Here is a 24,761-nt window from a genome sequence, read left to right as displayed (position 1 = left end):
GGCATGGTGCGGGCGTGGGCGACGACGAACTGATCAGGCTGGCCGAGCGGCACGGGGCCGCGGCCCGGTACACCGACTGGCGCGGGCGGAAGGTGGCCGTCGCACCGGACACGCTGGTCGCCGTACTGTCGGCGCTCGGGGTGGACGCCTCCACCCCGGCCGCCGTCCGGGCGGAACTGGACCGCGCCCGGGAGCCGGGGCTCCCGCCGGTCGTCGTCATCCGCCGCGGCGACGCCCTCCCGGCCGTCCTCCCGAATGCCCTCCCGGAGGACGCGGCCGTCGAACTCGCGACCGGGCGGACCCTCCCGGCGACGGCCGAACTCCCGCTCGGCTGGCACCGCCTGCGCGCCGGGTCGCGGAGCACGCCGCTGCTGGTCGCCCCGCGCAGGCTCCGCACGCCGGAGCGCGGATGGGGGTTCACCGCCCAGCTGTACTCGGTGCGCTCCCGTGCGTCCTGGGGTCTCGGGGACCTGCGCGACCTCGCCGACTTCGCGTCGTGGAGCGCGCGCGAGCTGGGTGCCGGGTTCACGCTGATCAACCCGCTGCACGCGGCCGAACCCGTCCCGCCGGTGACGGCGTCGCCGTACTCGCCGACGAGCCGCCGCTTCGCCGCGCCGATCTACCTGCGCGTCGAGGACCTGCCCGAGTACGCGGCGCTGCCGCCCGGCGACCGCGACCGGCTCGCCGCCCTCGCCGAGCCGCTGCGCGTCCCCGGCGGCGCCCTGGACCGGGACGCGGTGTGGACGGCCAAGCTCCAGGCCCTCGAATCCCTGCACCGGCTGCCGCGCGGCCCCGAGGCGCAGCGCGGGCTCGATGCGTTCCGCGCCCGCGAGGGAGGCGACCTCACCGCGTTCGCCACCTGGTGCGCGCTCACCGAGAAGCACGGCCCGGACTGGCGGCGCTGGCCCGCCGAACTGCGCGACGCCGGGAGCCGGGCCGTCGCGGACGAGGCCGCCCGGCTCGCCGGCCGCGTGGACTTCCACTCCTGGCTGCAATGGCGCCTGGACGGCCAGCTGACGGCCGCGCAGCGGGCCGCCCGCGACGCCGGGATGCCGGTCGGGATCGTCCACGACCTGGCGGTCGGGGTCGCGCACGGCAGCGCCGACACCTGGATCTACCGGGACCTGTTCGCGCCCGGCATGAGCGTCGGGGCGCCGCCGGACGAGTTCAACCAGCGCGGCCAGGACTGGGGGCAGCCGCCCTGGCACCCGCGGCGCCTCGCGGGCGCCGCCTACGCCCCGTTCCGGGAGATGCTCGCCGCCGTGCTCCGGCACGCGGGCGGCCTGCGCCTGGACCACGCCATGCAGGTGTCGCGGCTGTGGTGGGTGCCCGAGGGCGGTTCCCCGGCCGACGGCTGCTACGTCCGCTACGACCGGGACGCGCTTCTCGGCTGCCTCGCCTGGGAGGCCGAACGTGCGGACGCCGTCGTGGTCGGCGAGGACCTTGGCACCGTGGAAGCCGAGTTCCACGACCGGTTGGCCGACCGCGGCATCCTCGGCACGTCCCTCCTCTGGTTCGAACGCGACGCAAAGGGACGCCCCAAGCCCGCGGCCCAGTGGCGGGAACTGTCGCTCGCCACGGTCGGCACCCACGACATGCCGCCGATCACCGGATTCGTCCACGGCGACCACATCGCCCTCCGTGACCGTCTCGGCCTGCTGGCCCGTCCCCGCTCCGAAGAGGAGAACGACCACCGCCGTCAGCTCAACGACTGGCTGGCCCTCCTGCACGACGAAAAACTGCTGGCGGCCCCGCCCGACGAGGTCATGCAGGCGCTCGCGGAGGGCGCGACCACCTATGACGAGCAGATCGTGACGGCGTTGCACACCTTCTTGGCCCGCACCCCGGCCCGGCTCAGGGGCATCTCTCTCACCGACGCCGTCGGCGAACGCCGCACCCAGAACCAGCCCGGGACCATCGACGAGTACCCGAACTGGCGCGTCCCGCTCGCCGACGCCGAAGGACGTCCCGTCCTCCTGGAGGACCTTCAGGCGAGGGTGGACGCGATGCGCTCGGTCACGTCGTGAAGCAGCGTGTCGGGATGCAGATCGGCCCCGGCGATGGCCGAAAAGAGCGCGGGCAGGCCCCGCAGGGGGTAGGGGTCGTCGTCGGCGCCCGCCAGCGCCTTATGGCCGAGCGGGTGGCGGGACAGCGACCTCAGCGCCCGCTTCCACGCCGTCTGCACCTCTTCGGGGGACGGGACGCCGAACCCGTGCCCGACCGGCGCCGCATGGCGGAGCTTGACGAGGGCGCCGTCGGTGAAGTCGCAGGCGAGCCTGCAGCGGTCGGACAGGTCGGCGCGGACGAGGCCGTCCAGGCGGGTCATGACCGTGCACGGCGTCCGGCAGCGGGCCGCGCAGTCGCCGAGTGCGGACGCGACCTGGCTGTGCTGCCGGTCCAGGTAGGCGCGCCAGCCCGGCCCCGGTTCCTTCGCGACGCGGAGCGTCCGCTCGCAGGCGGAACGTTCCGCCCGCGTGTGGTCGCACATCCGGGCCGAGCCGGGCTCCACGGGAACGCCGAACCGGCTGCCCTCCCCGCACACCGACGCGCCGATCAGCGCGGGATCGCCGGCGTGGCCGAGGACGGGCTCCCAGGCCAGCATCGGCAGGTATTCGGCGGCGATGTGGACGGCGGCGACCAGCGCGGCCATGTCGCGGCGATGCCAGCGGATCGCGATGACCTCCAGCAGGAGGGAGTAGGCGGGACGCAGGCTCGCGAGGGCGCCGCGCGGCCGTTCCCACGGTGTCTGCGGCATCCGGCTGGCGCGGGCCCGGTCGAGCAGGTCGCGCGGGACCTCCCCGGCGTCCTCCGGCATGCCGAAGTCCTCGGCGTCCAGGTCCAGGACGCGCTGCCCGAACGCGCACAGCGCCGCGATCCGCGCCGGGCGGCCGTCCGCGGCCAGGGTGCCCTGCGTGATCAGCGCCGCCAGATCCCCGAACGCGTACCGCCGCGCGAGCGCCATCAGCACGTCATGAGCCGTTTCCATACCGTCCCTCCCCGTGGCCGCCCCCTCCCCATGACCGTGCAACGATCCCACGGTCACGGGGGCCGGGGACAGGGGCGGTCAGGCCGGATCAGGCCGACGCGGCGTCCTTCGCGCGGGCGCGCAGCGCGCGGGCGACGCCGTCGCGTCCCTCCGACAGCAGCCGGGCCAGCGCCGCCGGCGGGTTCTGCTCGGCGATGTAGGACTCGGTCCGGTCGATCGTGGACTGCTCGATCACCAGGAAGGGGTAGGCGACCTCGGCGAACGTCTGCGACATGTCGCTCGACCACTCCTTCCAGATCCGCCCGACCTCGGCGAAGTAGCGGTCGACGTAGGGCGGCAGCAGCTCGGCCTGGTCGGGCTCCACGAAGCCGCCGAGCGTCGCCCGGTACACCGCGTTGGGCAGGTCGCCGGACACGATCCGCTCCCACGCGGCGGCCTTGGCCTCCGCGGTCGGGATCGCGGCCCTGCAGGCGGCGGCGTGCCGCTCGCCGGCCGCAGTGCGGTCCCGCTCGTGCTCGGCGTCGATCTCGGCCTCGCCCGCCCGCCCGGTGACGACCAGGCGGCGTAGCAGCGCCCAGCGCAGGTCGGTGTCGACCGTGAGGCCGTCGAGGACCTGCGAGCCGTCCAGCAGGGCCTGGACGAACGCCAGGTGCTCCTCGCTCACGGCGGACGCGGCGAACGCCTGCGTGTAGGCGAGCTGGAGGTCCGAGCCGGGCTCGGCCTCGCGCGCCAGCCCCGACAGCGTGTCGGCGAGCAGCGCGAGGCCCTCCTCGCGCCAGGCCGGGTCCGCGTACTGCTGGATCGCGGTGCGCGCCTGCCGCAGCAGCGTCTGGGTGACCGAGATGTCGGTGACGCCGCGGATGCCCTTCGCGACCAGCCGGATGTAGTCGCGCGTGGCCATCTCCGCGTCGCGCGTCATGTCCCACGCCGCCGACCAGCACAGCGCGCGCGCCAGGCTCTCCCTGACGTCGCCGATGCTCTCGATCAGGGTGCGCTGCGAGTGCTCGTCCAGCCGGATCTTGGCGTAGGTGAGGTCGTCGTCGTTGACCAGGACGAGGTCGGGCCGCTTCTGGCCGACGAGCTGCGGAACCTCCGTCCGGGCGCCCACCACGTCCAGTTCGACCCGCTCACGCCGGACGAGCCCCTCCGCCGTCCTGTCGTACAGGCCGATCGCGAGGCGGTGCGACCGCAGCGTCGGGTAGTCGGCCTTGGCCTCCTGCAAGACGGCGAACGACGAGAAGTTCCCCTCGCCGTCCAGCTCGTACTCGGGCCGCATGGTGTTGACGCCGGCCGTCTCCAGCCACTCCTTCGACCACGACGCGAGATCGCGCCCGGACGTCTCCTCCAGCGCGCCCAGCAGATCCGTCAGGACGGTGTTGCCCCACGCGTGCCGGTCGAAGTAGCGCCGCACGCCCTCCAGGAAGTTGTCGAGACCGACATAGGCCACGAGCTGCTTCAGGACGGACGCGCCCTTGGCGTAGGTGATCCCGTCGAAGTTCACCTCCACCGCGCGGATGTCGGGAATGTCGGCGGAGATCGGGTGCGTGGACGGCAACTGGTCCTGCCGGTACGCCCATGCCTTCTCCAGGTTCGCGAACGTCGTCCACGAGCCCGTCCACTTGGTGGCCTCGGCCTGGCACAGGACGCTCACGTACGTGGCGAACGACTCGTTCAGCCACAGGTCGTCCCACCAGCGCATGGTGACGAGGTCGCCGAACCACATGTGCGCCATCTCGTGCAGGATCGTCTCCGCCCGCCGCTCGTAGGCGGCGTCGGTGACCCGCGACCGGAAGACGTAGTCCTCCAGGAACGTCACGGCGCCCGCGTTCTCCATCGCGCCCGCGTTGAACTCCGGGACGAACAGCTGGTCGTACTTGGTGAACGGGTACGGGCGCCCGAAGACCTTCTCGAAGTAGGCGAAGCCCTGCCGGGTCACGTCCACGATCGCGTCGGCGTCGAGGTGCTCGGCCAGCGACGCCCGGCAGAACACGCCGAGCGGGATGACCGTGCCGTCGTCGCGGCGGTACTCGTCCCGGACGACGTGGTACGGCCCGGCGACGAGCGCGGTGATGTAGGTGGAGATCTGCGGCGTCGGCAGGAAGTGCCATGTCCCGCCCTCGGCGGATTCGGCCGGCTCGTTCGTGACGACCTGCCAGTCCTCGGGCGCCCTGACGGTGAACTCGAAGGTCGCCTTCAGGTCGGGCTGGTCGAAGCAGGTGAACATGCGGTGCGCGTCCGCCGTCTCGAACTGCGAGTACAGGTACACGCTGCCGTCCACCGGGTCCACGAACCGGTGCAGGCCCTCGCCCGACCGCGTGTACGCGCAGTCGGCCACGACCCGCAGTTCGTTGTCCGCGGCCAGGTCCGGCAGCGGCACCCGGCCCTTCTCGGCGTCATAGGAGGCGGGGTCCAGCGCCTTGCCGTTCAGCGTCACCTCCCGCACGACGGCGTCGTGCAGGTCGATGAACGCGGACGCGCCGGCCTCGGCGCTGCCGAACCTGACCACGGTGGTGGAACCGAACCGCTCCTCACCGGTGGTGAGGTCCAGTTCGACCGCGTATGACTCGACGGTGAGCAGCCGGGCCCGTTCCCGCGCCTCGTCGCGCGTGAGGTTGCCTGCCACATGTACTCCTTGGTCGGCTTATTCGCTTGGTGAAGTCATGTCTACCAACCGGACGCCGTCCCGGTCCGCCCGCCACGGGCTTTGACACCGGCTTCGATCATCTTCCGGCATGGGGAATCGGGGCGGGTACATGCCGGTTGTCGCCTTCAGGCATCCCGTTTCACGCTCTTGGAGGCGATGTTGGCTGAGAACGCCCCCACCCCGGTGGACTTTTGGTTCGATCCCCTGTGCCCCTGGGCGTGGATAACGTCCCGCTGGATCCTGGAAGTGGAGAAGCTGCGTCCCATCCGGGTGCGCTGGCACGTGATGAGCCTGGCCGTTCTCAACGAGGACAAGGACGTCCCGGAGGAGTACCGGCGTGGCCTTGAGGGGTCCTGGGGGCCGGTGCGCGTGTGCATCGCCGCGGAGCAGAAGTACGGCCCCGAGGTACTCGGACGTCTCTACACCGAGCTCGGCACGCGGCGCCACCACGAGGGGCAGAAGTTCGACCGGGCCTACTTCGAGGCGGCGCTGACCGCGGCCGGCCTGGACCCGATGCTTGCGGACGCCGCCGACTCCACCGACTACGACGAGGCCGTGCGCGCGTCCCACAAGGACGGCATCGACCGCGTCGGGCAGGAGGTCGGCACCCCCGTCATCGAGGTCGAGGGCAGCGCGTTCTTCGGCCCCGTCGTGTCCCCGATCCCGCGCGGCGACGCCGCCGCGAAGCTGTGGGACGGCGTCGTCGCCGTGGCCTCGACGGACGGCTTCTTCGAGCTGAAGCGCACTCGCGACCGCGACCCGGTCTTCGACTGAGCCTGCTCACCCTCCGTGACATTCGTCTGTTGCGAATATCTTGCAACTACGAGGATATGGCATCACACTGGTTCTGCCGATACATCCAGGTAGGACGGTGAGTGGGGCGTGCACGTACCGGACGGATTCATCGATGCCCCGGTGTCCATCGCGGCCGGTGCGGTCGCGGTGGCCGGGATCGGGATCGCCCTGCGCGGGGCGAGGCGGGAGCTGGACGACCGGACCGCGCCGCTCGCCGGGCTGACGGCCGCGTTCGTGTTCGCCGCGCAGATGCTCAACTTCCCGGTCGCGGCCGGGACGAGCGGGCATCTGCTCGGCGGGACGCTCGCGGCGATCCTCGTCGGGCCCTACACGGGCGTCCTGTGCGTCTCGGTCGTCCTGCTCATGCAGGCGCTCCTGTTCGCGGACGGCGGCCTGACCGCGCTGGGCGTCAACATCACCACGATGGCGCTCGTCACGGTGCTCGCCGGTTACGGGTTGTTCCGGCTCCTGCTGCGGATGCTGCCCAAGACGCGGGCGTCGGTGGCGGCGGCGTCGTTCGTGGCCGCCCTCGTGTCGGTGCCCGCGGCGGCCGCCGCGTTCACGATCATCTACGCGGCCGGCGGGACGGCGGACGTCTCGATCGGCAAGGTCGCCACCGCGATGATCGGCGTCCACGTGCTGATCGGCATCGGCGAGGCGCTGATCACCGCCGCGACCGTGTCCAGTGTGCTCGCCGTCCGTCCCGACCTCGTGTACGGGGCGCGCGGGCTGATGAAGCCGTTGGAGCTGCGCGTCGCCGCGCGGAAGGCGGACGGCCCCGCCGAGCCGTCCCGCGCGTGAGAGGGGAACTCACATGACCACCAAGCGCTTCCTCGCCGGGTTCTTGCTCGTGTCGCTCGTCCTCGCCGGGTTCGTCAGCTACTACGCGTCCAGCCACCCCGACGGGCTGGAGAAGATCGCCGCCGACAAGGGCATCAGCGCAAAGGAGAAGGACCACTCGCTCAAGGACTCCCCGCTGGGTGACTACGGGGTCAAGGGCGTCGGCAACGCGCGGCTGTCCGGCGGGCTGTCCGGGGTGATCGGCGTGGGCGCCGTCCTGCTCGTCGGCGGCGGGCTGTTCTGGGGCGTCCGACGGCGCGGCACCGAGCCGGAGCAGGCCGCCGGGCGGGACGAGCGGGCGCCGTCCGAGCCGGCGCGGAAGGGCTGATGGGCGCGGGGCACGCGCACCGGCTCTACCTGCCGGGCGCGTCACCGGTGCACCGGCTGCCGCCGCAGTGCAAGCTCGTCGCCGTCCTGGCGTTCGTGCTGCTGGTCGTCGCCACGCCGCGCGAGCGGATCTGGGCGTTCGGCGTGTACGCGCTGCTGCTCGCGGCCGTCACGGTGGCCGCGCGGGTCCCGTTCCGGACGGTCGCGCGGCGGATCGTCATCGAGGTGCCGTTCGTCGCGTTCGCCTTCCTCATGCCGTTCGTCGCGGAGGGCGAGAAGATCACCGTGCTGGGGCTGCGGCTGAGCGAGAGCGGGCTGTGGGGCGCCTGGAACATCCTCGCCAAGGGGACCCTCGGCGTGGTCGCCTCGATCCTGCTGGCCGCGACCACCGAGCCCCGGCTGCTGCTGCTCGGCATCGAGCGGCTGCGGATGCCGTCGCTCATCACCCAGATCGCCACGTTCATGCTCCGGTACGGCGACGTCGTCACGGCGGAACTGGGCCGGATGAAGGTGGCGCGCGCGTCCCGTGGTTTCGAGGCACGCGACATCCGCGCGACGGGCGTGCTCGCCAAGTCGGTCGGCGCGCTCTTCCTGCGCTCGTACGAGCGCGGCGAACGCGTCCACCTGGCCATGGTGAGCCGCGGCTACGACGGCCGCATGCCCGTCCTGTACGACGTCGGCGCGACGGCCATGCAGTGGACGCTCGCCGCCGTGCTGCCCTTGGCCGCCGCCCTGGTCGCGTTGGCTGCCTGGATGTCCCCATGAGCCCGTCGCTAGAGGTGGAGGGCCTCGCGTATGGCTATCCGGACGGCACACAGGCCCTCTTCGGCGTTGACCTGACGATCGAGCGCGGTGAGCGTGTCGCGTTGCTCGGGCCGAACGGCGCCGGGAAGACCACGCTCGTCCTGCACCTGAACGGCATCCTGCACGGCGGCCTGGGCGAGGTCAGGGTCGGCGGCCTGGCGGTCGACCCGAAGGACAAGAAGGCGCTGCGCGAGATCCGCCGCCGTGTCGGCATCGTCTTTCAGGACCCCGACGACCAGCTGTTCATGCCGACCGTCCGCGAGGACGTCGCGTTCGGGCCCGCCAACCTCGGGCTGCGCGGCGCCGAACTGGACCGCCGTGTCATGGACGCCCTGGAGCGGGTCGGCATGGCGCATGTCGCGGGCCGCCCGCCGCAGCACCTCAGCTTCGGGCAGCGCCGCCGTGTCGCCGTCGCCACCGTCCTGGCGATGGAGCCGGAGATCCTCGTGCTGGACGAGCCGTCCTCCAACCTGGACCCGGCGAGCCGCCGTGAGCTGGCCGAGATCCTGCTGAGCCTGGACGTGACGGTCCTGATGGTCACGCACGACCTCCCGTACGCGGCGGAGCTGTGCCCGCGCTCGGTGATCCTGTCCGGCGGCGTGATCACGGCGGACCGTCCCACCCGGGACCTGCTCATGGACGCCGACCTGCTGGCGGCCCACCGCCTTGAACTGCCGTTCGGCTTCGACCCGGCCGCCGCAGCCCGCCCCTGATCCACGGCCCTGATCCACGGGCTGTTCGGCCATTCCGCTTGCCTCGCCGGCCACCCTTCGCCAGACTCGGATGTCCCGACACTGGTAACGGTTTTCATATCCGAAATGAGGCATTCGTGAAGGTTGCGTTCGTCGGCAAGGGCGGCAGCGGCAAGACCACCCTGTCGTCGCTGTTCGTCCGGCACCTGGCCGGGCGCGGACTGCCGGTGGTGGCCATCGACGCCGACATCAACCAGCACCTCGGTGTGGCCCTCGGCCTGGACGAGGCCCGCGCCGCCGAGATCCCCGCGCTGGGCGGCCGGCTCCCCGAGATCAAGGAGTACCTGCGCGGCGACAATCCGCGCATCTCGTCCGCGTCCGCGATGGTGAAGACGACCCCGCCGGGACGCGGGTCGCGGCTGCTGCGGTTCCGCGGCGACGACCCGTTCCACGAGGCCGGGCAGGAGGTGGGCGGCGTCACGCTGCTCGCCACCGGTCCGTTCAACGACGACGACCTCGGCGTGGCCTGCTACCACTCCAAGACCGGCGCGGTGGAGCTCTACCTCAACCACCTTGTGGACGGTCCGGGGGAGTACGTCGTCGTCGACATGACGGCGGGGGCGGACACCTTCGCCTCCGGGCTGTTCACGCGGTTCGACCTGATGTTCCTGGTCGCCGAACCCACCCGCAAGGGCGTCGGCGTCTACCGGCAGTACACCGAGTACGCCCGCGACTACGAGGTCGCCATCCGCGTCGTCGGCAACAAGGTCCAGAGCGAGGAGGATGTCGCCTACCTGCGCGAGCACGTCGGTGACGACCTGCTGACGTGGCTCGGCCAGTCCGCCGCCGTCCGGGCGCTGGAGCAGGGGCGGCACGGCATCGAACTGGAGGACGGCAACGTCGCCGCCCTCGACCGCATGCGCGCCGAGGTCGACGGACGCGTCAAGGACTGGGACGGGTTCCAGCGGCAGGCCGTTGAATTCCACGTCAAGAACGCGCGCAGCTGGGCGAGCCGCGCGGCGGGGGAGGACCTGGAAGCCCAGGTCGATCCGGACTTCCGCTTCCCGCCCGCCATGGCGGGCGCCTACGCCGGGTAGTCCGGCCCCTACCGGCGGACAACGATCGGCACTACTCTGCCCGCCATGACGATGCGGCGGATGCTGGTCATGGCGGGCGGTGCGGTGCTTCCCATCGCCCTTCTCTCGCTCCTCCTCGACAACCAATGGGTCGTCGACGCGATCAACGACACCGGGCTGCACTATGACGAGGGACTCGCGCCGCCGCTGTGGTGGCTGCAGTTCCCGCACTGGCGGCTGACCGGCGGGCCGGTCGGCTGGAAGTTCACCGTGGCGCTGGACTTCACCACCGTGCTGTTCTTCGTCCTGCTGATCCTGCTCGGGACGGCGGGCGCCCGCGCCGTCGAGCCGAACCGCGGCGGGTTCGGCGCGCTGGTGACCGGCTGGTGGGCCACGACCGTCGCGGGCGGCGTGGCCGGCCTCGTCCAGGGCGCCCTGCTGAACTGGGCGCTGGACCTGCCCAACGGCGGCCCCAACGTCTTCGAGGCGGTCTCCCACGGGGCGTCCTTCGGCCTCGGGTACGGCTGGCTCGCCGGCCTCGGCATGCTGCTGGGCTATCTGATCACCCGGACGCGCGGCGTGGCCGGCCGGCAGCCCGGCCCGTATCCGCCGCAGCAGCCGGGCATGCCGATGCAGCCGCCCTATGGACAGCCGATGGCCCAGCAGCCGATGCAGCCCATGCAGCCGGGCATGCCGATGCAGCCGCCGTACGTTCCGCCGCAGGGACAGCCGCAGCAGCACGCCTGGGCCGGCCCGCCCGTTCCGCAGCAGCCCGGCCCGTACCCGCCGCAGCAGCCCGTCCCGCCGCAGCAGCCCGCGCCGCCGATCCCGCCGCAGCCGTCCGCGCCGCCGATCCCGCCGCAGCCGTCCGCGCCGCCGCCCGAGCAGGTGCCTCCGGCGGCTCCCGAGGACAAGGACGAGGCCCCGGAGGCCGAGCCCAAGGAGCCCCCGCAGGACGCGGCCCAGGACGCGCCGCAGGACTCACCGCAGGACTCGGCGGACGATGACCTCGACCTCGCCGACCGGACGGTCATCGACCGCAAGCGGGACGCCGGCGAGAGCTGACCCGCGCGCACACGCCGTCCGCGGGCCTGCGACAATCGGGCACATGCGCGTGTTTCTTGGATCCGACCATGCCGGCTTCGAGCTGAAGGAGCACCTGGTCTCCTGGCTGAAGGAGAACGGGCACGAGGCCGTCGACTGCGGTGCGTTCGAGTACGACGCCGTGGACGACTACCCGCCGTTCGTCCTGCGGGCGGCGCAGCGGACGGTGGCGGAGCCGGGGGCGCTGGGGATCGTGATCGGCGGGTCCGGCAACGGCGAGGCGATCGCCGCCAACAAGGTCAGGGGCGTCCGCGCCGCGCTGGTGTGGAGCGAGGACACCGCCACGCTCGCCCGCGAGCACAACGACGCGAACGTCATGGCGCTGGGCGCGCGGCAGCACGACCTGGACACCGCGACCCGGTTCGTGGAGCTGTTCATCACGACGCCCTACTCCAAGGAGCCCCGGCACACCCGCCGGATCAGGATGCTCAGCGAGTACGAGCACACGGGCGAGCTCCCGCCGCTCCCGCACTAGAGCGGGCACGCGCGACACGCCCGGCTCGCCGGCTCACAGGCCGTTCTCCGGGGGTTTGCGGGCGCCGCCGCGCTTGCCCTGGCGGCGCCGCTCGTTCTTGGCGGCCTTCGTCCGCCGGGCGGGTTCGGCGGATCCGCCCTGCGCCGGGCGGGCGGCCGGCGGTTCCCCGCCCTCGGGCCGGGGCCGGGAGACGTCCCGCGCGCGCATCGCCGCGTCCACCGTGATCCGCATGCCGGACTGGACCATCCGCCGCTCCTCTCATCCGGAGGCTCTCCCCGCAGCTCATCCTTACCGGCGCGCCAGGTGTCCTCCCGGTGACATGTACCCGTATGAAACGGTCCTGGACCGTTGCAAGGAGTTTCCGGCGCCCGGGATACCGACCGTCCGGTGTGATTGCTCGATACAGTGCCGGGGTCATGCTTCAACGACTTGTGCAGCTCCTTCCGCCGCGGGTCCGCGCCGTGTTGCGCCGGATCCCGCTGCTCGTTGCGCTGTACCGATGGGCGCGGCAGGGGAAGCTGACGCGGGAGCGCCACGTCTTCGCGGTGCTGGCGCTCCTCGCGATCGCGATCGGGCTCGCCACCACCGGCGACTCGCGCGGGCTGGCCCCGTCCGGCGCGCTGGTGCTGATCGTGCTGGGCGGCGGGCTGCTGCTGAAGGTGCGCAGCCTGGTCCTGCTGCTCGGCGTCGTGGTCGCGATGGCCGCCTACAACGCCTCCCAGGACGTGCCCACGATCGGCCCCGGCATGGTCGCCACGCTGACGATCACCGCGGTGCTCGCGCTCACCCTGGCCCGGACGCGCCAGCAGCTCGGCGTGCAGGGCCTGCGCGGCGACTCGATGCTGCTGGAGCTGCGCGACCGGCTGCGCCGCCAGAGCGAGATGCCCGAGCTGCCGGAGGGCTGGAGATCGCAGGTCGTGATGCTCCAGGCCGGCGGGTCGTCGTTCGGCGGCGACTTCGTGGTGTCGTCCTGCGACGGTGACACGCTGGAGGTGGCGCTCGTCGACGTCTCCGGCAAGGGCACCGACGCCGGAACCCGCGCGCTGATGCTGTCGGGCGCGTTCGGTGGCCTTCTTGGATCGGTCCAGCCTGATCGTTTCCTGCCCGCCTGCAACGCTTACCTGCACCGGCAGGGCTGGGACGAGGGGTTCGTCACGGCCGTGCACGTCGTGGTCGACCTCAAGACTGGGGAGTACACGGTCGAGTCTGCCGGGCATCCGCCCGCCGTCCAGTTCGACGCGGGCAGCGGGGTCTGGCGGGTCGGTTCCGCCAAGGGCGTGGTGCTGGGCGTGGTACCCGACCTGAACTGCGTCCCGGAGCAGGGGAAGCTGCGGTCCGGCGACGCGCTGCTCCTCTACACCGACGGGCTGGTGGAGTCTCCCGGCTCCGATCTGGACGCGGGGATCGACCGGCTGCTCGGGGAGGCCGAGCGGCTCGTCCCGCAGGGCTTCGGCACCGGGGCGCGGAAACTGGTCGAGACGATGGCGGCGGCCCGCGACGACGACTGCGCGCTCGTGCTGATCTGGCGCACCTGACGGGCCGCGTCTGCGAGGGCGGGCTCAGCCGCGCTTGCGCTTGCCCCTGTTCTTGCCGTGCTTCGGCGGAGGTTTCTGCTGGTACTTAGGGGTGTACTTGGGTTTTTGCTGGGACTTGTGTGCCTTGGGCGGCTGCCGCTTGGACGTTCCCGGTCTGATGGCGCTCGCCTTCTTCGTCGGCGTGGCCGAGACCGCGGGCGCCGATGGCGCGGGAACGGACGGCGCCGACCGCGTGTCGTCCTCGCCCTGCGCGAGCCCCATGATGATGGCCCCGATCAGGACGGTGCCGAGGGCGGCACCGAGGCCCGCCAGCAGCCGGGTGCGCGTGGACGGCGCGGTGCCGGCCATGCCGGGCGGCGTGAACGCCTGGGTGTCGGTCTCCTCCCAGCCCGCCGGCCCGGCCCGCTCCGAGCGCGCCGGGACCGCCGGCCGTCCCCCGGCGTGCGGCTGCTGCTGCTCGACGAGCGCGAGCAGCAGTTCGGACGCGGTCGGGCGGTCGGCGGGGTCCGGCGCGAGCGCGGACCGGACCGCGGGCACCAGCGAATCCGGCAACCCGGACAGGTCGGGATCCCCGATGCGAAGCGTCGCCGGGTCGCCGCCGATCGGCATCTGGCCCGTCCCGGCGTGCGCGACGAGGCAGCCCCAGGCGAAGATGTCGGCGGCCGGGGTCGCGGGCCCGCCGAGGAGGACCTCCGGCGCCATCCAGCCGGGCGTGCCGAGGACCTGGCCGGACGCGCCCGCCGCGTCCGGGGAGTCCTGTCCGCTGGCGATGCCGAAGTCGATGACACGGCAGCCGGACAGGGTGAGCATCACGTTGGCGGGCTTGATGTCGCGGTGCACGAGCCCCGCGGCGTGGATCGCGGCGAGCGCGGACGCGACCCCGACGGCGACGCCGTGCAGGTCGGCGGGCGGCAGCGGCCCCTCGGCCACCAGCCGGTTGTGCAGCGAGATGCCGCCGACGTAGTCGGTGACGAGGTAGGGCCGGCCGTCCTCCTCGCCGTGCGCGATGACCCGGGCGGTGCAGAACGACGCGACCCGGCTCGCGAGGTGCGCCTCCTCGGTGAACCGCCGCCGGTAGAGCGGATCGCCGGCCAGGTGCGGGTGGATGGTCTTCACCGCGACGCGCCCGCCGGACACCGGGTCGGCGCCGAGATAGACCGTCCCCATGCCGCCCGACCCGAGGCGGCCCAGCAGCCGGTGCCCGGCGACCTGGCGCGGGTCGGCGGGTTCGAGCGGTCTGATGTCTCCGTCCATGCGGTGTTCCTGGCTCCCTCGGATCTCTGCCGTCCCGTCCATCCCCGTTCGGCGGCGGATTATGGCGGGTTCGCCGAGGAAGTGCGGAAACGCGATCCAGGGCGGCCGACGTGACACTCCGGCGGCCTGGCGCGGCGAGGTTTCGCAGGGCAATGACCAGGTAACAACCCTTTCTGCGCCAACCCCCCGGCGCCGGACGGCGCGCGTGCCGGACGGCCCGCATGCGAGCCGGAAAGGGGGAGGGCCGCCGCAGTGCGGAGACTCGGGGGTTTGCTGTCACCGTCGTGCTGGTCGGTGCGGACCCGCGTGACCGTCGCCGCGACCCTCATCGTGGCGCTGCTCCTCACGGCCGGCGCCGTCTTCTTCTACGCGGCCGTCCGGCAGACGGTGTACAGCGGGCTGCACGACCGCGGGGCCTTCGTCACCGCCGACCTGGCCACCATCGTCCGCGAGACCGACCCGCGCGGGACGCTGCACGTCCAGGATCCCGACTTCACGCTGCTCCAGGTCATCAGCGGCGACCGGGAGGTCCTGGCGTCGAGCGAGTCCCTGTACGGCCAGGGCCCGCTGCAGGCGCCGCTCCCGCACGTGCCGAACCGGCCGGAGTACCGCGTCGTCCATCTGAACGGGGAGAGGGACGTCTACCTCATCTCGGAGAAGCTGAACACCCGCGCGGGCGTGCGGATCGTGTACGTCGGTGCGCCCGTCACCCGGTACACCCGGTACAAGGGCCTGCTGGTCGGCCTGCTCGTGGCGTCGGTGCTGGCCGCGGTCGGTGCGCTCGCGGTGGCCGTGTCGCTGTCGGTGCGCTGGGCGCTGCGGCCGGTACGGCTGATGAGCGCCGAGCTGGCGGAGATCACCGGCGGGGCGGACCGCCGGGTCACCGTTCCGGGCCCGAACGACGAGGTCTCCGGGCTGGCCGAGTCGGTGAACGTGACGCTGAACCGGCTGGAGGACGTCCTGAACCGCCAGCGCGCGTTCGTCGCCGACGTCTCGCACGAGCTGCGCAGCCCGCTGACCGGGCTGCGCGCCGAGCTGGAGGTCGCGCTGGAGCATCCGGAGGACGAGGACTGGCCGGCGGTCGCGCGGGCGGCGCTCGCGGACGCCGACCGGCTGCAGGGCATCGTCAGCGACCTGCTGGTCCTGGCGAAACTGGGCGCGGGCGTGTACGTCGAGCGGGAGCGGGTCGACCTCGGCGAGCTGGTGCGCGCGGAGACGTCCCGGCGGGTCCGGCGCATCCCGATCGAGATCGACGCGGCCGCGGGCGTGATGGTGCGGATCGCCCCGCACCATCTGGTGCGGGTGCTGACGAACCTGCTGGACAACGCCGAGCGGCACGCGAAGTCACGGGTCTGGGTGACGGTGGCGGCGCAGGGGCGGGAGGCCGTGCTGGAGGTCCTCGACGACGGCGCGGGCATCGCCCCCGAGGACCGCGAGCGGATCTTCTGGCGGTTCCAGCGGCTGCCCGAGGCCCGGGCGCGGGACGCGGGCGGCACCGGGCTCGGGCTGACGATCTCCCGCGACATCGCCCGCGCGCACGGCGGGACGCTCGTCGCGGCGGACAGCGACCGGGGCGCCCGGTTCGTCCTGCGCATCCCGCTCGCCGAGCCGTAGCCCTTCAGGGCCCGTAGTCCCGCAGGGCGAGCGGCGGGCGCCGTGCCGCGTGCCGGGTCGCCTGCTCGAAGGCGTACCCGATCCGCAGGACGGCGAGGTCCGCGTGGTGGGGGCCGACGATCTGCAGGCCGACCGGCAGCCCGTCCGGGGTGAAACCGGCGGGCACCGACAGCGCCGGGCACCCGGTCGCCGAGATGAGGAAGCACGACCGCATCCACTCCAGATAGTCCGGCATCGGCCGCCCCGCGACCTGCTCGGGATACTCGATGCCGGCGTCGAACGGCGGGACCTGGCTGACCGGCAGGAGCAGCGCGTCGTACCGCTCGAAGAACTCCCGGACCCGGTGGAAGAGCGCGGTGTGCAGGGTTTCGGCGCGGCCGAGGTCGGCGCCGGTGAGGGTGCGGCCCGCGTCGATGTTCTCGGCGAGGGACGGCTTGAAATCGCCGCGGCGCTCGTCGAGGAGGGGGCGCAGGGCGATGTCCCAGTGCCAGGCGCGCAGCGTCCGGAACACCTCGTCGGCGCCCGCCAGGTCGGGGCACGCCTCCTCGACCGCGCAGCCCAGTTCCCCGAAGACCCGCACGGCGGGTTCGAGGACGCCGGTGACGGCCGGATCGACCGGGACCGTCCCGCCGAGGTCGGGGGACCAGGCCAGGCGGAGCCCGCCGGGCTCGCGGTGGAGCGGCCCGGCGAACGCCGAGCCGGGCGTCTCCAGCGCGATCGGGCTGCGCGGGTCGGGGCCGGCGAGGACCGACAGCAGCAGCGCCACGTCCGCGACCTCGCGGGCCATCGGGCCCTGCACGCCCATCGTGGCCCAGCCCGCCGGCACCGGCCAGGACGGCACCCGTCCCGGCGATGGGCGGAACCCGACGACGTTGCAGAACGACGCGGGGTTGCGCAGCGAGCCGCCCATGTCGCTGCCGTCCGCGAGCGGGTGCATCCCGCACGCGAGCGCGGCGGCCGCGCCGCCGCTGCTGCCGCCCGCCGACCGGGAGAGGTCGTAGGGGTTGCGGGTGAGGCCGAAGACCGGGTTGAACGTGTGCGACCCGGCGGCGAACTCCGGCACGTTCGTCTTGCCGAGCGTGATGACGCCCGCGGCCCGCATCCGCTCGATGATCAGTTCGTCCTCGTCCGGGACGTGGTCGGCGAAGATCGGCGATCCGGACGTGGTGCGGACGCCCTCGGTGGCGTGCGTGTCCTTGTGCGCGACGGGCAGGCCGTGCAGCGGGCCCGGCCGCTCCCCGGCCGCCAGCCGCTCGTCGGCATCGCGCGCCTGCTCCAGCGCGCGCTCCGCGACCAGGGTGACGATCGCGTTGACCTGCGGATCAGTCCGCTCGATCTGGTCGAGATGCGCCTGCACGACCTCGCGGGCCGACAGTTCGCGGGCGCGGATCCGGCGCGCCAGGTCACGGGCGGACGCGAAGCAGATCTCCTCGGACACGTGCGTTCCCCTTTCTCCGGGTTCCCCCAGGGGCCACCCCCGGATGCCGGATGGCCCCGCCTTGAGGTCATCATGCTGGGAAGACCGGTGGAAGGGGCGGCGTGGCGGAACGGGTCGGGGCGCGGGAACTGCTGCGCCGCGTGCTGGACGAGGGCGGCCGGGCGTCCTGGGACACGCCGCCTCGCGGGGGACCCGCCCCGGACTCCGCCTACGGCCGGGAACTGGCCGCCGCCGGGGAGCGCAGCGGATGCGACGAGGCCGTCCTCACCGGGGAGGGGCTGCTGCGGGGCCGCCGGGTCGCGTTCGTGGTGTCGGAGTTCGGTTTCCTCGCGGGCTCGATCGGGCTCGCCACCGCCGACCGGATCGTCGCGGCCGTGGAACGCGCCACCGCCGAACGCCTGCCGCTGCTGGCGGCGCCGGCCTCGGGCGGTACCCGGATGCAGGAGGGGACGGCCGCGTTCGTGCAGATGGCCCGGATCACCGCGGCGGTCACGGCGCACCGCGCGGCCGGGCTGCCCTATCTGGTCTACCTGCGGCATCCGACGACCGGCGGGGTGTTCGCCTCGTGGGGGTCGCTCGGCCACGTCACGGCCGCCGAGCCGGGCGCGCTGATCGGTTTCCTCGGCCCGCGCGTCTACGCGGGGCTGTACGGGGAGCCGTTCCCGCCCGGCGTGCAGGTCGCCGAGAACCTCGCGGCCAAGGGGCTGCTGGACGCCGTGGTGGGCATCGACGACCTCGCCGAGGTGGCGTCGCGGGCACTGAACGTGCTGTGCGGGAAACCGCCGCCGGCGACGGTGGCTCGGCTCCCCGCGGGCACGCCCGCGTCCGGGACGGCATGGGAGTCGATCGAACGGTCCCGGCGCGCCGATCGTCCGGGCGTCCGTGACCTGCTCAGGCACGGCGCGTCGGACGTCACCCTCCTCTCCGGCACCGGCCAGGGCGAGGCGGATCCCGGGCTCATGCTCGCGCTCGCCCGGTTCGGTGCGGCGCCCTGCGTCCTCGTGGGCCAGGACCGGCACAGCCAGCGCACCGGCCATCCCCTCGGCCCGGCCGGGCTGCGGGTCGCGCGGCGCGGTATGCGGCTGGCCGCCCAGCTCGGCCTGCCGCTGGTCACCGTGGTCGACACGCCCGGCGCGGTCCTGTCGGCGGAGGCGGAGGAGGGCGGGCTGGCCGGCGAGATCGCCCGCTGCCTCGCCGACCTGATCACGCTGCCCGCGCCGACGCTGTGCCTGCTCCTCGGGGAGGGGACGGGCGGCGCGGCCCTCGCCCTGCTGCCCGCCGACCGCGTCCTTGTGGCCCGGCACGCCTGGCTCTCACCGCTGCCGCCCGAGGGTGCGTCGGTGATCGTCCACCGCGTCCCCTCCCGGGCGGACGAGATGGCGGCCTCCCAGGGCGTCCGGTCGGCCGACCTCCTGCGCGACGGTGTGGCCGACGCGCTGGTGGACGAGCGCCCCGACGCGGCCGACGAGCCGGAGGAGTTCTGCCGCCGCGCCGCCGCCGCGATCGAGGCGGGCCTGTCCGGGCTGGCACCGGGCGGACCGGCCGCCCGCCAGGCCCGGTACCGGTGACCCGTTCGGCCGCGGCGCCGCCGGAGGAGCACTACCGTCGTCTCCCGTGACCGAAACCGCCACCCGCACGGCCTATGACGCCGTCGCCGTCCTCTACGCCGACACCTTCCGCAACGTGCTGGACGACTTGCCGCTCGACCGTTCCCTGCTCACCGCGTTCGCCGAACTCGTCCGTCCCGGCCCGGTCGCCGACCTGGGCTGCGGCCCCGGCCACCTGACGGCGTTCCTGCACGCCCTCGGCGTGGACGTGTCCGGCATCGACCTGTCGCCCGGGATGATCGCCCAGGCCCGCGCCGACCACCCGCACCTGCGCTTCGCCGAGGGCTCCATGAGGTCCCTGGACCTTCCCGATGCCGCCCTCGCCGGCGTCCTGGCCTGGTATTCGATCATCCACATGGCCCCGCCGGAACTCCCGGCGGTCTTCACCGAACTCCACCGGGTCCTGGCCCCCGGCGGCCACCTGTTCCTCGCCTTCCAGTCGTCCGGCGAAGGCGGGCCGGAGGCGTTCGACCACAAGGTCGCCCTCGCCTATCGCTGGCCCATCGACGACATCGCCGCCCTCACCCGCGAGGCGGGATTCACCGAGGTCGCGCGCTTCCTGCGCCGCCCGAGCGAGATCGAACGCTTCCCGGCGGGCAACCTCATCGTCCGCAAACCCTGACCGCCCTCAGGCGTCCGCTGCCTTCCCGCCCTCAAATCCGCCGGTCTCCGTGCCGTCTGTCTCTTTGAGGACGACATGGTTGCGCTGGGCCCAATTCCGGATTTCGGAGAGCTTCCCCCGCCGACGGCGTCTCGACGTCACCTCCACTTCGCTGACGGTGACGCCGTAGTCGCCGAGTAGATCGATGACGGCGCTGGCCGGCACCGCGGGCTCTCTGTCGGCCGCGTCGCGTCCGGCGGGAGCCAAGTAGGCGACGGTGGCCCTGCGGATCAGCTCTGACACGCTGACCCCCGCGGCCTTCGCCGCCGCCTTCACCTGCTCCAGTTCGTCGGAGGCGAACCGGGTGGAGACCACCCGGTCGAGCTGGACCGGCTCGGCGGTCTCCATGTACTCGGCGTACCGGTCGGCGTTGGCCCGGTGGTACTCGGCCTCTTCCGCCGATGTCATGCCCCGGAAGGACTTGACCTCGTTCTTCTCCGCCATGGTGCTCACTCCTTTCGCGGATTGTCGTAGGCCGTGATCGGTCGCGCCATGTCCAGTTCCTGCACGCCCCAGTCACGCCGGACGAAGACCGGATAGGCGAAGATCACGATGATCCGCCGCCCGCCGTCCGTCGTGCCGCGCAGAAGGTAGCGGTCCTCGTCATGGCCGCCGCCGGGTAACCGAAAGATCTCATGGTCGTTGCGTGCCGCCTGTTCGACCTCGGTGCGGGTGATTCCATGACCGCCCGAATGCCAGGTGTTGGACTCGTCCCAGTCGAGCGAAGCTCGAACTTCATGCCTCCATCACGTCATACATCGTAGGCACGATGTATGACACAGATTACCCAGTCGACCGGGTGGTCACTCGGGATGTGATGGGTGAGTCGCGATCGACCGGCGGTGATGGCAGGTCATGCGCCTCCTGTGCGGCTACCGGGGAGTACGGTGGCCGGAATCGCAGGGTTGGAGGGTTGTGTGGCGTCGATCGTCGAGAGGGTGCCGCCTTCGGCGGCGGGGCGGGTGCTGCGGGGGCTGTTCACGCTGCCGGAGCCGGTCAAGCGGCTGATCGCGGGTGCGCCGGTGCGGCGGGACGGGCAGGAGCTGGCGCTGGACGCGCAGCTGCTGCTGCTCATGACGCGGCTGGAGGGGCAGCGCCTCGGCGGGAGCACGGCCGAGGAGGCGCGGCGGGGGCTCGCCAGGGCGAAGGTGTATCTGCCGAAGGTGCCCGCGCGGCCGGTGGCGACACGGAACGTCGACGCGGACGGCGTGCCGGCGCGGCTCTACACGCCGAAGGGGCTCGCGGACGGGTCGCCGCTGCTCGTCTTCTACCACGGTGGCGGATGGGTGATCGGCGACCTCGACACGCACGACACGGTGTGCCGGTATCTGGCGGTGCATGCCGAGGTGCGGGTGCTGTCGGTGGACTACCGGCTCGCCCCGGAGCATCCGTATCCGGCGGCGGCGGACGACGCGCTCACGGCGTACGGGTACGCGGTCGCGCGTGCCCGGGAGCTGGGCGCCGATCCGTCGGCCATCGCGGTCGGCGGCGACAGCGCGGGCGGCAACCTCGCGGCGGTCGTGGGGAGGTTCGCCGAGCGCACACCGGATTTCGCCCTGCTGTTCTACCCGGTGACCGACATATCCGTCCGGCGGCGGTCGCGGGAGCTGTTCGCGGCGGGGTTCTACCTCACCGACGAGGACATGACCTGGTTCAGCGACCACTACTGCCCGCTGGATCGCCGCGCGGAGCCGAAGGCGTCGCCGCTGCTCGCCGGTGACCTGCGCGGCTTCCCGGCGACGTACCTGGTCACCGCGGGGTTCGATCCGCTGCGGGACGAGGGGGAGGAGTTCGCGAGGCGGCTGGCGGAGGCCGGGGTGCGCGTCGCGCTGCGGCGGCAGGAGGACCTCATCCACGGATTCGCGAACATGTGGTCGCTGGGCGGGCGCTTCCGGGAGGCGCTGTCCGAGGCGGCCGGGGCCCTGCGCACCGGGCTGTACGCAGGGCCCGGGAGGTGAGGGTCAGAGCGGCAGGCCCGTGAAGATCATGACCTTCTCCTCGGTGTAGTCGGCCATCGCCGACCGCAGGCCCTCGCGGCCGACGCCCGAGTCCTTCACGCCGCCGTACGGCATCTGGTCGGCGCGGTAGGACGGAACGTCGCCGATCACGACACCGCCGACGTCCAGTTCGCGGTAGGCGCGGAACGCGATGTCGAGGTTCCGGGTGAACACGCCCGCCTGCAGGCCGAACTTGGAGTCGTTGACCAGGGCGAACGCCTCGTCGACACCGTCCACGGGCTGGACGAGCATGACCGGGCCGAAGACCTCCTCGCAAGAGATCTTGGCGTCGGACGGGACGTCGGCCAGCACCGTGGGCGCGTACGCGGCGCCCTCCCGGGTGCCGCCGGTGAGGACCTTCGCGCCCGCCGCGACGGCCTCGTCCACCCAGGACTCGATGCGCTCGGCGGCCTCCTGGCTGACGAGCGGGCCGACCTGCGTCTTGTCGTCCCACGGGTCGCCGGTGACGAGCGAGGAGACGGTGTCGACCAGCTTCGGCACGAACTCCTCGTACACCGACCGGTCGATGTAGACGCGCTGGACGGCGATGCAACTCTGCCCGGCCTGGTAGTTGGAGAACAGCCCGATGCGCTTGGCGGCCCAGTCGAGGTCGGTGTCCGGCAGGACGACGGCCGCGCCGTTCCCGCCGAGTTCGAGCGTGACGTGCTTGCGCGGCGCCCGGTCGTTGATCGCCCAGCCGACCGGAACCGAGCCGGTGAACGACACGATCGGCAGGCGCGGGTCGTCCACGAGGGCCGAGGCGCGCTCGTTCGGCACCGGCAGGATCGAGAACATGCCGGCGGGCAGGTCGGTCTCGGCGAGCAGTTCGCCGAGCAGCAGCGCCGACAGCGGCGTCGCGGGTGCGGGCTTGAGGATGATCGGGGTGCCCGCCGCGATCGCCGGCGCGACCTTGTGCGCGGCGAGGTTCAGCGGGAAGTTGAACGGCGAGATGCCGAGCACCGGGCCCTTCGGCACGCGGGTGATGTAGGCCATCCGGCCCTCGGCGGCCGGGTCGGTGTCGAGCCGCTGCGTGGTGGCGCTGAAGCGGCGGGCCTCCTCGGCGGCGAACCGGAACGTGGAGACCGCGCGGGCGACCTCGCCGCGCGCCCACAGCAGCGGCTTGCCGTTCTCCGCCGTGATCAGCCGGGCGATCTCCGCGGACCGCTCGGCGATCCGCGCGGACACGTGCGCGAGCGCCTCGGCCCGCACGTGCAGCGGCAGCGCGGCGGCCTCCTTGCGGATCGCGTCCGCGGCGGCGATCGCCTCCTCCACCTGCGCGGGCGTCGGGACGGCCGCCGTCCCGACCACACGGCCGTCGTAGGGATGCGTAACGGTCAGCTCACCGTCACCGGTCTCGGGCCGGCCGGCCAGCCAGAATGGGGTCACGTTCATGGCGCTCACGCTAGCCCCGGCGGCCCCGATTGCGAGTCTCCACGGTGTCCAATCCCGTCGCCCTGTTTGGACGTGATGGCGAGCGCGAACCACAGTTCGGCGCGGACGGCCGGGTCGTCCGGGTCGCGTCCCAGAAGACCGGCGACCTTGCGCATCCGGGTCCGGAGGGTGTGCCGGTGGACGCCCAGCGCCCGCGCCGCCGCCTCACCCTGCCCGTTGGCCGCGACATAGGCCCGGGCGGTCTCCACCAGACCTTCCTGGCGGAGTGGTGCGAGAAGTGTGTCGGCGAAGGCGTGCGCGAGGCCGGGTTCCAGCAGCCCGAGAACGCCCTGTCCCGGGAGTTCGGAGTAGTGGAGGACGTCGCGTTTCGCCCGCCCGGCCGCCGCGAGGGCCTCCTCGGCCTGCCGCAGCGCGGCCGCCAGGTCGCCCGATGCCGGGTCGCTGACGCCGACCGGGCCGGTCAGCAGCGCCGCGACCGTCCCGCTCAGCTCGGCCGGGACGATCACGGCGCTGTGCCCGCCCAGCGGCAGGGCCAGGCAGCGCGCCCCCGCCGGATCGGACTCCAGCGCGTCCAGCACCGCGGTCCCGCCCGTGCAGGCCAGTACCCGGACCGGCCCGCGCGGCGCCGAAGGCGCCTCGCCCGGCCGTCCGAGCAGCAGCGCCGCGAGCGAGGCGCGCAGTTCACGGCCGGTGCGCGGCGTCTCCGACTGCAGCGTCAGCAGCGCGACCGCCGCGCCCACGATGGTGTGCGCGGCCGGGGGGAGCGGCGTGTCCGTTCCCACCGCGAGGAACCCGCGCGGCCGTCCGCCGAGCCCGATCCGCTGCACCGCGATGTGGTCGTCCGGGCCGGCCAGCGCCACGCTCGCCGCCGGGCCGCCCCTCCCCGGCCGGCGCCGCAGCCGGGCCAGCTCGGGCGCCAGGGCATCGGCCCGGCCGCCTGCCCCGGCGGGTTCGGCGTGCTGGACGGCCCCGGAGGCGTCCAGCAGCAGCGCCCACCCGCCGAGCAGCCGGGCCAGCCGGGTGACCAGGGCGCCGGGCCCGGCGAGCGCGGCACGGGTCAGCTCCCGCTGGGCCTGGAACGCGCGGGTGACGTCCTCGTACCACTCGGCGGCGAGCATCCGCGACACGGCCTTGCCGATGGCGATGAACGGGGTCGGGCGCGGTACCTCCAGCAGCACGAGCCCCTGGCCGCGGGCGGCGGCGAGCAGCTCCGCCGGGACGTCCTCATGGATGACCCCGACCGCGAAACCGAGCCCGGCGACACCCCGTCCGACCAGCCGGGACACATACGCGGCGGCGTTCGCCGGGGTCAGCCGCATCCCGGTGGTCAGCACCAGCTCGCCGCCTTCGAGGAACGGTGTCGGGTCTTCCAGCTCGCTGACGGCGACCCACACGACCGGCGCGTCCGGCAGCGGCCCGGTGAGCGACCGCAGGCCGAGCTGGGGGAGGGCGGCCACGGTGGCCAGCGTCGGCGGCATCGCAATCCTTGTGCAAAGTGTCTACCTCGCTGGGCGGATTTC

22 protein-coding genes are annotated in these 24,761 nt (G+C 73.1%); 14 read left to right on the top strand and 8 right to left on the bottom strand.

From position 1 onward, the window contains the following. The first annotated feature begins 14 nt into the window (after window positions 1-14). Window positions 15-2,027, top strand: a complete 2,013-nt coding sequence (gene malQ, locus ACQP1N_RS24610; RefSeq protein ID WP_433226885.1) for a 4-alpha-glucanotransferase — start codon at window positions 15-17, stop codon at window positions 2,025-2,027. On the opposite strand, the gene ACQP1N_RS24605 is transcribed toward malQ, so the two are convergent. Together ACQP1N_RS24605 and pepN are read right to left on the bottom strand one after the other, a co-directional pair. Further along, window positions 1,988-2,986: a hypothetical protein gene (locus ACQP1N_RS24605; protein WP_433226883.1), complete on the bottom strand. Its 999-nt coding sequence runs from the start codon at window positions 2,984-2,986 to the stop codon at window positions 1,988-1,990. The genes malQ and ACQP1N_RS24605 overlap by 40 nt on opposite strands. A gap of 88 nt (window positions 2,987-3,074) precedes the next feature. Next, window positions 3,075-5,609 (bottom strand): aminopeptidase N, encoded by a 2,535-nt coding sequence (pepN, locus tag ACQP1N_RS24600; protein WP_433226881.1) that lies wholly within the window; start codon window positions 5,607-5,609, stop codon window positions 3,075-3,077. Between the two features lie 177 nt (window positions 5,610-5,786). On the opposite strand from pepN, the gene ACQP1N_RS24595 reads away from it, so the two are divergent. The 8 genes from ACQP1N_RS24595 (at window position 5,787) to ACQP1N_RS24560 (ending at window position 11,743) form a co-directional block, all read left to right on the top strand. Next, window positions 5,787-6,404 carry a mycothiol-dependent nitroreductase Rv2466c family protein gene (locus tag ACQP1N_RS24595; RefSeq protein WP_067801164.1) on the top strand — a complete coding sequence of 206 codons (618 nt, stop codon included), beginning with the start codon at window positions 5,787-5,789 and terminating at the stop codon, window positions 6,402-6,404. Window positions 6,405-6,512: 108 nt separating this feature from the next. Next, the gene (locus tag ACQP1N_RS24590) at window positions 6,513-7,226 is read left to right on the top strand and encodes an energy-coupling factor ABC transporter permease (RefSeq protein WP_433226879.1); all 714 of its coding nucleotides are present in this window, start codon (window positions 6,513-6,515) and stop codon (window positions 7,224-7,226) included. A gap of 13 nt (window positions 7,227-7,239) precedes the next feature. Beyond that, window positions 7,240-7,593, top strand: a complete 354-nt coding sequence (locus ACQP1N_RS24585; RefSeq protein WP_433226877.1) for a PDGLE domain-containing protein — start codon at window positions 7,240-7,242, stop codon at window positions 7,591-7,593. Next, window positions 7,593-8,357 carry a cobalt ECF transporter T component CbiQ gene (cbiQ, locus tag ACQP1N_RS24580; protein WP_067801151.1) on the top strand — a complete coding sequence of 255 codons (765 nt, stop codon included), beginning with the start codon at window positions 7,593-7,595 and terminating at the stop codon, window positions 8,355-8,357. Before ACQP1N_RS24585 ends, cbiQ begins: the two co-directional genes overlap by 1 nt. Beyond that, on the top strand, window positions 8,354-9,109 hold the full coding sequence (locus ACQP1N_RS24575) for an energy-coupling factor ABC transporter ATP-binding protein (RefSeq protein WP_084263135.1): 756 nt from the start codon (window positions 8,354-8,356) through the stop codon (window positions 9,107-9,109). The genes cbiQ and ACQP1N_RS24575 overlap by 4 nt, the downstream gene beginning before the upstream one ends. Before the next feature lie 116 nt (window positions 9,110-9,225). Next, window positions 9,226-10,185, top strand: a complete 960-nt coding sequence (locus ACQP1N_RS24570; protein ID WP_433226875.1) for an ATP-binding protein — start codon at window positions 9,226-9,228, stop codon at window positions 10,183-10,185. Between the two features lie 45 nt (window positions 10,186-10,230). Then, a complete protein-coding gene (locus ACQP1N_RS24565) occupies window positions 10,231-11,229 on the top strand; it encodes a hypothetical protein (RefSeq protein ID WP_433226873.1) in 999 nt (332 codons plus the stop codon). A 43-nt stretch (window positions 11,230-11,272) separates the two neighbouring features. After that, window positions 11,273-11,743, top strand: coding sequence for a ribose-5-phosphate isomerase (locus tag ACQP1N_RS24560; RefSeq protein ID WP_131732452.1), 471 nt, complete (start codon window positions 11,273-11,275; stop codon window positions 11,741-11,743). A 33-nt stretch (window positions 11,744-11,776) separates the two neighbouring features. On the opposite strand, the gene ACQP1N_RS24555 is transcribed toward ACQP1N_RS24560, so the two are convergent. Beyond that, entirely contained in the window at window positions 11,777-11,989 is a 213-nt protein-coding gene (locus tag ACQP1N_RS24555) for a hypothetical protein (protein WP_067801028.1), read from the bottom strand. Between the two features lie 170 nt (window positions 11,990-12,159). Between ACQP1N_RS24555 and ACQP1N_RS24550 the strand changes: the two genes are divergently transcribed. Next, a complete protein-coding gene (locus ACQP1N_RS24550) occupies window positions 12,160-13,278 on the top strand; it encodes a PP2C family protein-serine/threonine phosphatase (RefSeq protein ID WP_084263130.1) in 1,119 nt (372 codons plus the stop codon). 24 nt (window positions 13,279-13,302) lie between these two features. On the opposite strand, the gene ACQP1N_RS24545 is transcribed toward ACQP1N_RS24550, so the two are convergent. After that, window positions 13,303-14,532 carry a protein kinase domain-containing protein gene (locus ACQP1N_RS24545; RefSeq protein ID WP_433226870.1) on the bottom strand — a complete coding sequence of 410 codons (1,230 nt, stop codon included), beginning with the start codon at window positions 14,530-14,532 and terminating at the stop codon, window positions 13,303-13,305. A gap of 270 nt (window positions 14,533-14,802) precedes the next feature. Here ACQP1N_RS24545 and ACQP1N_RS24540 point away from each other — a divergent pair, with 270 nt between their 5' ends. After that, on the top strand, window positions 14,803-16,146 hold the full coding sequence (locus ACQP1N_RS24540; RefSeq protein ID WP_433226869.1) for a sensor histidine kinase: 1,344 nt from the start codon (window positions 14,803-14,805) through the stop codon (window positions 16,144-16,146). A 4-nt stretch (window positions 16,147-16,150) separates the two neighbouring features. Here the strand turns inward: ACQP1N_RS24540 and ACQP1N_RS24535 are convergent, their stop codons facing one another. Continuing rightward, a complete protein-coding gene (locus ACQP1N_RS24535) occupies window positions 16,151-17,584 on the bottom strand; it encodes an amidase (RefSeq protein WP_433226867.1) in 1,434 nt (477 codons plus the stop codon). 101 nt (window positions 17,585-17,685) lie between these two features. On the opposite strand from ACQP1N_RS24535, the gene ACQP1N_RS24530 reads away from it, so the two are divergent. Next, window positions 17,686-19,152 (top strand): carboxyl transferase domain-containing protein, encoded by a 1,467-nt coding sequence (locus tag ACQP1N_RS24530; RefSeq protein ID WP_433226865.1) that lies wholly within the window; start codon window positions 17,686-17,688, stop codon window positions 19,150-19,152. Between the two features lie 46 nt (window positions 19,153-19,198). Next, window positions 19,199-19,813 carry a class I SAM-dependent methyltransferase gene (locus ACQP1N_RS24525; protein WP_433226863.1) on the top strand — a complete coding sequence of 205 codons (615 nt, stop codon included), beginning with the start codon at window positions 19,199-19,201 and terminating at the stop codon, window positions 19,811-19,813. 6 nt (window positions 19,814-19,819) lie between these two features. On the opposite strand, the gene ACQP1N_RS24520 is transcribed toward ACQP1N_RS24525, so the two are convergent. Then, entirely contained in the window at window positions 19,820-20,296 is a 477-nt protein-coding gene (locus ACQP1N_RS24520; protein WP_067801008.1) for a plasmid mobilization protein, read from the bottom strand. 473 nt (window positions 20,297-20,769) lie between these two features. Here ACQP1N_RS24520 and ACQP1N_RS24515 point away from each other — a divergent pair, with 473 nt between their 5' ends. Further along, window positions 20,770-21,810, top strand: coding sequence for an alpha/beta hydrolase (locus ACQP1N_RS24515; protein WP_433226860.1), 1,041 nt, complete (start codon window positions 20,770-20,772; stop codon window positions 21,808-21,810). 3 nt (window positions 21,811-21,813) lie between these two features. On the opposite strand, the gene ACQP1N_RS24510 is transcribed toward ACQP1N_RS24515, so the two are convergent. Then, window positions 21,814-23,241, bottom strand: coding sequence for an aldehyde dehydrogenase family protein (locus ACQP1N_RS24510; protein ID WP_067801043.1), 1,428 nt, complete (start codon window positions 23,239-23,241; stop codon window positions 21,814-21,816). Window positions 23,242-23,246: 5 nt separating this feature from the next. After that, window positions 23,247-24,719: a PucR family transcriptional regulator gene (locus tag ACQP1N_RS24505; RefSeq protein WP_433226858.1), complete on the bottom strand. Its 1,473-nt coding sequence runs from the start codon at window positions 24,717-24,719 to the stop codon at window positions 23,247-23,249. Window positions 24,720-24,761 lie beyond the last annotated feature (42 nt).

The sequence above is a fragment of the Actinomadura formosensis genome (genome assembly GCF_050948385.1).
In the GTDB taxonomy this organism is placed as follows: domain Bacteria; phylum Actinomycetota; class Actinomycetes; order Streptosporangiales; family Streptosporangiaceae; genus Spirillospora; species Spirillospora formosensis.
This window is presented reverse-complemented; position numbering and strand designations above follow the sequence as displayed.